Origin of the sequence: Pseudomonas sp. MYb541, assembly GCF_037479595.1 — a bacterium.
Taxonomy (GTDB): Bacteria; Pseudomonadota; Gammaproteobacteria; order Pseudomonadales; family Pseudomonadaceae; genus Aquipseudomonas; species Aquipseudomonas canadensis.
The window spans coordinates 1-10462 of record NZ_JBBGYS010000080.1 but is presented as its reverse complement, the minus strand read 5'-3'; the positions used below and the strand labels follow the sequence as shown (position 1 = coordinate 10462).

9 protein-coding genes are annotated in these 10462 nt (G+C 62.8%); 8 read left to right on the top strand and 1 reads right to left on the bottom strand.

Going from position 1 to position 10462, the window contains the following annotated elements; all coding sequences use genetic code 11:
• Positions 1–123: 123 nt before the first annotated feature.
• Entirely contained in the window at positions 124–2022 is a 1899-nt protein-coding gene (gene exaA, locus WH299_RS29545) for a quinoprotein ethanol dehydrogenase (protein WP_122729255.1), read from the bottom strand.
• A 254-nt stretch (positions 2023–2276) separates the two neighbouring features.
• On the opposite strand from exaA, the gene pedF reads away from it, so the two are divergent.
• From pedF to WH299_RS29505, 8 genes are all read left to right on the top strand, one after another.
• Positions 2277–2738 (top strand): cytochrome c-550 PedF, encoded by a 462-nt coding sequence (pedF, locus tag WH299_RS29540; RefSeq protein ID WP_028616968.1) that lies wholly within the window; start codon positions 2277–2279, stop codon positions 2736–2738.
• A 3-nt stretch (positions 2739–2741) separates the two neighbouring features.
• Entirely contained in the window at positions 2742–3485 is a 744-nt protein-coding gene (locus WH299_RS29535; protein ID WP_123476014.1) for a quinoprotein dehydrogenase-associated SoxYZ-like carrier, read from the top strand.
• Positions 3482–4420, top strand: coding sequence for a quinoprotein relay system zinc metallohydrolase 1 (locus WH299_RS29530; protein WP_339552004.1), 939 nt, complete (start codon positions 3482–3484; stop codon positions 4418–4420). The genes WH299_RS29535 and WH299_RS29530 overlap by 4 nt, the downstream gene beginning before the upstream one ends.
• Positions 4421–4434: 14 nt before the next feature.
• Complete coding sequence (gene exaC / locus WH299_RS29525) at positions 4435–5955, top strand: acetaldehyde dehydrogenase ExaC (RefSeq protein ID WP_122729248.1); 1521 nt, start codon at positions 4435–4437, stop codon at positions 5953–5955.
• A 142-nt stretch (positions 5956–6097) separates the two neighbouring features.
• Positions 6098–6169 carry a pyrroloquinoline quinone precursor peptide PqqA gene (gene pqqA, locus WH299_RS29520; protein WP_010209364.1) on the top strand — a complete coding sequence of 24 codons (72 nt, stop codon included), beginning with the start codon at positions 6098–6100 and terminating at the stop codon, positions 6167–6169.
• 104 nt (positions 6170–6273) lie between these two features.
• A complete protein-coding gene (ercA, locus tag WH299_RS29515; RefSeq protein ID WP_028616964.1) occupies positions 6274–7437 on the top strand; it encodes an alcohol dehydrogenase-like regulatory protein ErcA in 1164 nt (387 codons plus the stop codon).
• Entirely contained in the window at positions 7421–8791 is a 1371-nt protein-coding gene (locus WH299_RS29510) for an ATP-binding response regulator (RefSeq protein ID WP_122729246.1), read from the top strand. The genes ercA and WH299_RS29510 overlap by 17 nt, the downstream gene beginning before the upstream one ends.
• Positions 8792–8856: 65 nt before the next feature.
• Complete coding sequence (locus WH299_RS29505) at positions 8857–10320, top strand: DASS family sodium-coupled anion symporter (protein WP_028616962.1); 1464 nt, start codon at positions 8857–8859, stop codon at positions 10318–10320.
• Positions 10321–10462: the final 142 nt, after the last annotated feature.

The window sequence follows — 10462 nt, the reverse complement described above, 5'->3', positions numbered from 1 at the left end:
GGGGGGGGGGGGGGGGGGGGGGGGCCCCCCCGGGGGGGGGGGGGGGGGGGGGGGGGGGTGGGGGGGGGGGGCCCCCCCCCCCCCCCCCCCCACAAAGGGCGGCCCCGGCATACTCAGTGGGGGTTATTTCTGAGCGGTTTTCTGATCCCAACTCGGAATCTTGAACACCCAGAACGACCCACCCTGTGCCACCGGCTTGGTCAGCTCGGCCATGTCGCCGCCCCACAGCGGCACCGCACCGCCGTAGCCGACGGTGACGCCGATGTACTGCTCGCCATCCTGTTCCCAAGTGATCGGCGGCGAGACGATGCCGCTGCCGGTCTGGAACTTCCACAGCTCCTTGCCGGTTTTCGCATCGAAGGCCTTGAAGAAACCATCGCCGGTGCCGGTGAACACCAGGTTGCCCTTGGTCGCCAGCACGCCGGCCCACAAGGGCAGGTGTTCCTTGTGCTCCCACACTACCTTGCCGGTGGTCGGGTTCATCGCCCGCAAGGTGCCGACGTGGTCGTCATACATGCGCTTGATGCGGAAACCCATGCCCAGGTACGCCGAGCCCTTCTTGTAGTTGACCTCTTCGGTCCAGTATTCCTCTTTCCACTGGTTGCCAGGGATATAGAACAGGCCGGTGTCCTGGCTGTAGGCCATGGGGTTCCAGTTCTTGCCACCCAGGAACGGCGGCGAGACTTCCACCGGCTTACCCTTGGTTTCACCCGGCAACGGCTTGGCCGGACGTTGGCCTTCGTTTTCCACGGGGCGGCCGGTCTTCAGGTCAATGTGGCTGGCCCAGGTGATGTTGTCGACGAACGGGAAGGCGTTCTGCAGCTTGCCGTTGTTGCGGTCCACCACGTAGAAGAAGCCGTTACGGTCGGCATGGCCGGTGGCCTTGACCACTTTGCCGTCCTTGTCCTTGTAGTCGAACAGCACCAGTTCGTTGTTACCGGAGAAGTCCCAGGCATCGTTCGGCGTGTGCTGGTAGAACCACTTCACTTCGCCGGTACTGGGGTCTACACCGACCTGGCCCGAGGTGTAGAGGCTGTCGAAGTCGTGGGGGTTGCCGTCCTTGGAGGTGCGCGCCCAGGTGTTCCACGGGCCGGGGTTGCCGGCACCGACGATGATGGTGTTGGTCTCGGCATCGAAGCTCGCGCTCTGCCAAGGGGCGCCGCCGCCGTGGCTCCAGGCCTCGACCTTGCCGGTTTCGGTGGTCGGGTCATCCGGCCACGACGGCGCCTTCACGTCGCCGGTCGGGGTGCTGTCCTTGCCGTTCAAGCGGCCCATGTGGCCCTCCACGAACGGACGCATCCAGACTTCTTCACCGGTGTCGGGGTCGCGCGCATACAGCTGGCCGACCACGCCGAATTCATCGCCGGAGCTGCCGTGGATCAGCAGCACCTTGCCGCTGACCTTGTCTTTGATCAGCACCGGGGCGCCGGTCATGGTGTAGCCGGCGGCGTGATCACCGAATTTTTTGTTCCACACCACTTTGCCGGTGTTCTTGTCGAGGGCGATCAGGCGCGCGTCCAGGGTGCCGAAGTAGATTTTGTCTCCAAAGATCGCCGCGCCGCGGTTGACCACGTCACAGCACGGGCGAATGTTGTCGGGCAGGCGGTGGTTGTAGGTCCACAGGCGTTTGCCGGTCTTCGCATCGAGGGCGAACACGCGGGAATAGGAGCCGGTGACGTAAACCACGCCGTCGCTGACGATGGCCTGGGATTCCTGACCGCGCTGCTTCTCGTCGCCGAACGAGTAGGACCAGGCCGGCGTGAGCTTGAACACGTTCTTGTCGTTGACCTGCGCCAGGGGGCTCCAGCGTTGGGCATTGGTGCCCATGCCATATTGCAGCACGTCCTTGGTGGTCAGGTGATCGTTGGCGATGTCTTCCCAGGTGACATTACGGGTTTGCTTGGCGACGGCAGGTTCGGCGGCTGCAAGGCCCGCAGCACTGAGGGACAGGCTGCCCACCAGCACAAAGGCTTGCACGGCAAGGCTTATAGGTGAGCGGGCGGGTAGCGATCTTATTGTCATGGTTGCAGTTCCCAGTGGAGGTTTTGGCCTGCACAGGTTGCTGCCTGGCTGCGTTGACGAATACGGAAAAAGTCCCGGTGTTGCCGGGACTTTTTCCCGAACCGCCTCTGATTTAGCAGTGCCCCACAAGGCCTGCTACCAACGGATGAGAGCCCGCCCACCAAAGCAGCATACGGGCGCCGCCGGGGGCTTCCTAAGATGGTTGCCATAGCCTCTGCGAAGAGGTTTTGCGTGCAATCCTGAGGGAAAAAACAATGACAACAAAACGCAACGCCTTGATCACCGCCTGCCTGATTGCCGGTGCGCTCAGTGCCGGTTCAGTTTGGGCCCACGGCAACGTGACGCCCACCGCCGTGGAAACCAAAGGCCTTACCCCGATCAAGGAGGCCGGCGTGCCGTTGGACGCCGATGGCTGGGCCGCCACCAACCCGTATCGCACCACCGCCGAACACGACAAGGCCGTCGAAGTGGGTGCCTCGGCGTACAACCAGAACTGCGCGGCGTGCCATGGCCTGGAAGCCAAGTCCGGTGGCATCGCCCCCGACCTGCGCATGCTTGATGCCGGTGACGCCGGGGATGAGTGGTTCGTGGAGCGTGTGCGCCACGGCGCGGTGCGCGATGGCCGGGTGTACATGCCGAAAATGGCGGATTATTTGAGCCAGGAAGCCCTGTGGGCGGTGCGTACCTACCTCGACAGCGTGCACGTCGAGGAGTAAGCCATGCGCCTGCGCGGGTGGTGGGTATTCTGTTTGCCAATGCTGGCCTGGGGCGCGCCTGTCGACCCGGTGCCCTCGGTGATGTGGGCCTACTATCACCAGCGTTTTCTCGACAACGCGCCGTTTGTGTTCGACGAGCGGGTGAAGCTCTTGGCGCCACCGTTCGCTGAGGATGCACGCCAGGTGCCGTTGGAAATCGACGCCCGTGCGTTCAAGGGGGAGGTGGTGAAAATCCTCGCCTGGGCCGAGTTGAATCCGTTGCCGCAAATCGTCGACTTTCAGCCGGTGGAGCGCGTGCTGCCATGGCTGTCGATCCGGATTCGCATCGAACAGGCCACGCCCTTGCGCGCGGCGGTATTGACCAAGGATGGCATTTGGCATGTCGGCTCGACCCTGATCGATGCCGCCGGCGGTGGTTGCACGGCGCCCAGCGTGGTGCGCACCCAGCCCGGTTGGGAAGACCACCTCGGCGAAGTGCTCGGCGGGCGTTACCCGCGTGCCGCGTTCAGCCGCCTGAAGCTGCAAGTCGCGCATCCGATGGATAACGGCATGGTCAGCGGCATTCCCGAGTTCTTCATCAACCAGGCCGAACTGCACGGTGTGAATAACCAGCTGTTGGCGCGGCTGGAGCTGTTCCCTGCGGTCAGTGAAAACCCCAACCTGGCCTTCGACGTCGAAGGCGCCGAGCCCATACGCCTGACCCTGCGCGACACCAGCGGCAGCCAGTTCGAGGCGGCCATCCCATGACCCAGCGCTGGATTCTGCTGTGGCTACTCATGCTCAGCCTGCCGGTGCTGGCCGAGCTGGACTACGGCCTCAAGCCGCGTTTGATTGCCGATAACACCTGGGTGCTGGAAGGCAGCACCGACAACTTTGCCAAGGACAACGGCGGCAACATCGTCAACGTTGGCTTCATCGTCACTGAACCTGGCGTAGTAGTGATCGACACTGGGCCGTCCAAACGCTACGGCGAAGCCCTGCGCCAGGCCATCGCCGGTGTCACCGACAAACCGGTGATCCAGGTGCTGCTGACTCACCATCACCCCGACCACGCTCTGGGCAACCAAGCCTTCAAGGACGTGCCGATCGGCGCCCTGGCCGGCACCACCGAGCTATTGCATGAGCAGGGCGACAGCATGGCCGAGAACCTGTATCGCATGGTCGGTGATTGGATGCGCGGCACCGAAGTGGTATTGCCCAACCAGACCCTGCAACCCGGCGTGAAAAGCTTCGGCAGCCACGACCTGCAACTGCTGCAGCTGCGCGGCCATACCGGTGCCGACCTGGCGATCTTCGACCAGAAGACCGGCGTGCTGTTTGCCGGTGACCTGGTGTTCTACCAACGTGCGCTCACCACGCCTCATTCACCGGGGCTGCTGATCTGGCTGGCGGATATCGCCACCCTGCAAGGTTTGCCCTGGACGCTGATCGTGCCCGGCCACGGCCCCATCGCGACCGACGCCAAACCCTTCGAGCAGATGCACGACTACCTCACTTGGCTCGACCAGTTGCTACGCGACGGTGCGGCCCAGGGCAGTGACATGCCTGAGCTGATCCGTAGCCCGATCCCCGAGCGATTCGCCGCGATCAGCCTCAGTCGCTATGAGCTGATCCGCAGCGTGACCCACCTGTACCCCCACTACGAACGCACCCAGATGCAGCCCATCAACACCCAACAATAAGCAGAGGCCTCACCATGATCTACGCCCAACCTGGCACCCCCGGCGCCATCGTCAGCTTCAAGCCGCGCTACGGCAATTACATCGGCGGTGAGTTTGTCGCGCCGATCAAGGGTGAGTACTTCACCAATACTTCGCCGGTAACTGGCGAAGTGATTGCCGAATTCCCGCGTTCCAGCGCCGCCGATATCGACAAGGCCCTCGATGCCGCCCATGCCGCCGCCGATGCCTGGGGCAAGACCTCGGCCCAGGATCGCGCCCTGGTGTTGCTGAAAATCGCTGACCGCATCGAGCAACACCTCGAAGTGCTGGCGGTGGCCGAAACCTGGGACAACGGCAAGGCGGTGCGCGAAACCCTCAACGCCGACGTGCCTCTGGCCGCTGACCACTTCCGCTACTTCGCCGGATGCATTCGGGCCCAGGAGGGCGGTGCCGCCGAGATCAACGAGCACACCGCGGCCTATCACTTCCATGAGCCCTTGGGCGTGGTCGGGCAGATCATCCCGTGGAACTTCCCGCTGCTGATGGCTGCCTGGAAACTTGCGCCTGCGTTGGCTGCCGGGAATTGCATCGTGCTCAAACCGGCCGAGCAGACGCCGTTGTCGATCATGGTGTTCGCCGAGCTGATCGGTGACCTGCTGCCGCCTGGCGTGCTCAACATCGTACAAGGCTTTGGCCGCGAAGCCGGGGAGGCGCTGGCCACCAGCAAGCGCATCGCCAAGATCGCCTTCACCGGCTCCACGCCGGTGGGCGCGCACATCATGCACGCGGCCGCCGAGAACATCATTCCGTCCACCGTGGAGCTGGGCGGCAAGTCGCCGAATATCTTCTTTGAAGACATCATGCAGGCCGAGCCGCAATTCATCGAAAAAGCCGCCGAAGGCTTGGTCCTGGCGTTCTTCAACCAGGGTGAAGTGTGCACCTGCCCATCACGCGCGCTGGTGCAGGAGTCGATCTACGATGCGTTCATGGCCGAGGTGATGAAAAAGATCGTCAAGATCAAGCGCGGCAACCCGCTCGACACCGAGACCATGGTCGGCGCCCAGGCGTCCGAGCAGCAATTCGACAAGATTCTTTCCTACCTGAAGATTGCCCAGGAAGAGGGCGCAGTGCTGCTGACCGGCGGCGCGGCGGAGCGTCTGGAGGGCGACCTGTCCAGCGGCTATTACATCCAGCCGACCCTGCTCAAGGGCCACAACAAGATGCGCGTGTTCCAGGAGGAAATCTTCGGGCCGGTGGTGGGCGTGACCACCTTCAAGGACGAAGCCGAAGCCTTGGCGATTGCCAATGACAGCGAGTTCGGCCTGGGCGCCGGCCTGTGGACTCGCGACATCAACCGTGCGTACCGCATGGGCCGGGCGATCAAGGCCGGGCGCGTATGGACCAACTGTTATCACCTGTACCCGGCGCATGCGGCGTTTGGTGGGTACAAAAAATCCGGTGTCGGTCGTGAAAACCACAAGATGATGCTCGACCATTACCAGCAGACCAAGAACCTGCTGGTGAGCTACGACATCAATCCGCTGGGCTTCTTCTGACCCTGACTTGAAATGCAATCCCCTGTAGGAGCCGCGACTAATGCAGGGTGGCTAGTGCTTCGAAAGTAGCATTCGCTCCCCGCATTCCCCATGCATTAATGACCCCACCGGAACCCTCCGGCACAACAAGAGGACTGCCCCAATGTGGACCAAACCTGCGTTTACCGACCTGCGTATTGGCTTCGAAGTCACCATGTACTTCGCTAGCCGCTGATCGCGGGAGCTGCTGGAAGGATGCCTCTTTGGTCTGATTGCAATCGCAGCCGGATCGGTTAGTGTGGAGCGCATTCTTCCAAAATAATAAAAACAGGCTTTCCAATGAGCCAGACCCTGAGCCAACTGCGTAAATTCGTCTCGCCTGAAATCATCTTTGGTGCCGGCTGCCGGCACAACGTCGGCAACTACGCCAAGACCTTCGGTGCGCGCAAAGTGCTGGTGGTCAGTGATCCTGGCGTGATCGCCGCCGGTTGGGTGGCCGATGTGGAAGCCAGCCTGCAAGCCATCGGCATCGACTATTGCCTGTACAGCGCCGTTTCACCCAACCCCCGCGTCGAAGAAGTCATGACTGGCGCCGAGGTGTACCGCGAAAACCATTGCGACGTGATCGTCGCCATTGGCGGCGGCAGCCCCATGGACTGTGGCAAGGCCATCGGCATCGTGGTGGCCCACGGGCGCAGCATTCTTGAGTTCGAGGGCGTCGACACCATTCGCGTGCCCAGCCCGCCGCTGATCCTGATCCCCACCACCGCCGGCACCTCGGCGGATGTCTCGCAGTTCGTGATCATATCCAACCAGCAGGAACGCATGAAGTTCTCCATCGTCAGCAAGGCGGTGGTGCCGGATGTGTCGTTGATCGACCCGGAAACCACCGCCAGCATGGACCCGTTCCTGTCCGCCTGCACCGGCATCGACGCGCTGGTGCATGCCATCGAGGCGTTCGTCTCCACCGGCCATGGTCCGCTCACCGACCCCCATGCGCTGGAAGCGATGCGCCTGATCAACGGCAACCTGGTGCAGATGATCGCCAACCCCACGGACATTGCCCTGCGCGAGAAAATCATGCTCGGCAGCATGCAGGCCGGGCTGGCGTTCTCCAACGCGATTCTCGGCGCGGTGCACGCCATGTCTCACAGCCTGGGCGGCTTTCTCGATCTGCCCCACGGCCTGTGCAACGCGGTGCTGGTCGAACATGTGGTGGCGTTCAACTACAGCTCGGCGCCGGAGCGCTTCAAGGTGATTGCCGAGACCTTTGGCATCGACTGTCGCGGCCTTAATCACCGGCAGATCTGCGGACGGCTGGTGGAGCACCTGATCGCGCTGAAACATGCCATTGGCTTCCACGAAACCCTTGGCCTGCATGGGGTGCGCGTGGCGGATATTCCGTTCCTGTCCCAGCATGCGATGGGCGACCCGTGCATCCTCACCAACCCGAGGGAGTCGAGCCAGCGTGATGTAGAGGTCGTCTATGGCGAAGCTCTCTGACGACCAGCAGCGTGCGCTCGCGGGGCTGTTGGGGCTGAGCGACCAGTCGGCGCGCAAGAGCCATTACCCGGAACTCACCGCGCGGCTGGATGAGTTGGAGGCCGAGCGCAAGCGCTATATCCGTCTCAACGACGAGCTGGAACAACGCGTCGCTGCGCGCACCGATGAGTTGCTGGAAGCCAACCACAACCTGCAGCAACAGATTGCCCAACGCGAACAAATCGAACAGGACCTGCGCGACGCCCGCGACGCCGCCCAGGCCGCCAATCGCAGCAAGGACAAGTACCTGGCCGCCGCCAGCCATGACCTGCTGCAACCGCTGAATGCCGCGCGGCTGTTGATCGCCACCCTGCGCGAGCGCCAGTTGCCCAGCGTCGAGCAGGTGCTGGTTGAACGTACGCACCAGGCGCTGGAAGGCGCCGAGGATTTGCTCACCGATTTACTGGATATTTCGCGGCTCGACCAGGCGGCGGTCAAGCCGGATGTGGCGCTGTATCGGCTCGACGAACTGTTCGCGCCGCTGGTCTCGGAGTTTCAATCAGTGGCCCAGGCGGCGGGGCTAAACCTGCGGGTGCACACCGGGCGTTATGCGATCAGCACCGACCTGCGGCTGCTGACGCGGATCCTGCGCAATTTCCTCAGTAATGCCTGCCGCTACACCGACGAAGGCTGCATCCTGTTGGGTGCCCGTAGGCGCGGCCATTGTTTGCGCCTGGAAGTGTGGGACACCGGGCGTGGGATTGCGGCGGACCGGTTGCAGTCAATCTTCCTGGAATTCAACCAGCTCGATGTCGGCCGCGCTGCCGACCGCAAGGGCGTGGGGCTGGGGTTGGCGATTGTCGAGCGGATCGCCGAGATCCTCGGGTACCCCATCGCCGTGCGTTCCTGGCCGGGGCGGGGTTCGATGTTCAGCATCGAAGTGCCGTTGAGTGATGAGATGCCGTTGCCGATCAGCCAGTTGCCGGTGCAACCGACCACCGGCAACCCGCTGCCGGGGCGGCGTTTGCTGGTGATCGACAACGAGGTGAGCATCCTCGAAAGCATGCGTGCGCTGCTCGGGCAATGGGGCTGTGAAGTGGTCACCGCCACCGACCAGGCCGGTGCGTTGCTGGCCTTGCAGGGCAGGGCGCCGGAGTTGATTTTGGCGGATTACCACCTGGACCATGGGGTGGTGGGTTGTGCGGTGGTCAAGCAGTTGCGCGAGCATTTTGCCTGCAAGATCCCGGCGGTCATTATCACGGCCGATCGCACAGACCAATGCCGCCGTGCTTTGCGTCGCCTGGAAGCACCGTTGCTGAACAAACCGGTCAAACCCGGCAAGTTGCGGGCGGTGTTGAGTCAGTTATTGGCCTAGGTCAACACGCCGCAGGTGGTTTTGCCCCATGCTCAAGGCTCTGATTCAGAGCCTTGGAGCACCCCATGAGCGCGGCATCCTACAAATTACCCCTGGGCCTGGTGGTCGCCGTGCTGGTGATGGCCGGGGTGCTGCTGTTGCCGCTGCCCGCCGACTTGCCGGTGGCCGGGCACCGCATGCTGGCAATCCTCGCGTTTGCCGTGGTGGTATGGATCACCGAAGCGGTGTCCTATGAAGCCAGCGCGATCATGATCACGTCGCTGATGGCCTTTTTGCTTGGCACGGCGCCGTCGCTGCAAGACCCCACTCATTTGATTGGCACCAGCCCGGCCATCAGTATGGCGCTGACCGGCTTCTCCAACCCGGCGCTGGCGCTGGTGGCGGGCGCATTGTTTATCGCCGCCGCCATGACCCACACCGGCCTGGACCGACGCATCGCCCTGGTCACCCTGAGCCGCGTCGGCACCAGCACCCGGCGCATCCTGCTCGGGGCGATTGCGGTCACCATCCTGCTCAGCCTGGTGGTGCCCAGCGCCACCGCGCGCAGTGCCTGCGTGGTGCCGATCATGATGGGCGTGATCGCCGCGTTCGGCGTGGACAAGCGCTCGAACATCGCCGCCGGCATCATGATCGTGGTGGCCCAGGGCACCAGCATCTGGAACGTTGGCATCCAGACCGCCGCCGCGCAGAACCTGCTGACCGTCGGCTTCATGGACAAGATGCTTGGCCAGCGCGTGTCGTGGATCGACTGGCTGATCGCGGGGGCGCCGTGGGCGTTGATCATGTCGGCGGTGTTGCTGTTCCTGGTGCTCAAATTGCTGCCGCCGGAGACCGACAGCATTCCGGGTGGCAAAGAAGCGGTGGCGCAGTCACTGGTGGACATCGGGCCGATGACCGGGCCGCAGAAGCGCCTGTTGACGGTGTCGGTGATGTTGCTGCTGGCCTGGGCCACGGAAGGGCGTTTGCACAGTTTTGATACCACCTCGACCACGTACGCGGGGTTGGTGTTGCTGTTGCTGCCGGGTATCGGCGTGATGACCTGGAAGGATGTGCAGTCGCGGATTCCGTGGGGCACGGTGATTGTGTTCGGGGTCGGTATCAGCCTGGGGACGGCGCTGTTGACCACCCAGGCGGGGCAGTGGTTGGGGGCTGCGGTGGTGGCTCACACGGGGTTGGATCAGGTGGGGCCGCTGGGTGTGTTTGCGATTCTGGGGGCGTTTTTGATTGTGATTCATTTGGGGTTTGCCAGTGCCACGGCGTTGACCTCGGCACTGCTGCCGATTTTGATTGCGGTATTGCAGACGTTGCCGGGGGAGTTCAGTCGGCTGGGGATGACGATGCTGTTGGGGTTTGTGATGAGTTATGGGTTTATTCTGCCGATCAATGCGCCGCAGAATATGGTGTGTCTGGGGACGGGGACGTTTACGGCGCGGCAGTTTGCCAAGGTGGGGGTTTTGGTGACGCTGGTTGGTTATTTGTTGATGGTGGTGTTTGCGGTGACTTACTGGAGTTGGCTGGGGTGGGTTTGATGGGGTTGGGTTGGGTTGGGTTGGGTGTATATCCGTTATTTGGGTAACGGCTGCTTATGGTTCCGCTCTTACAGCGGCTCACTTTTGAACAGCGCAAAAGTAAGCAAAACGCTCTTGCCCCAACACTCGGCACCTCGCCTAG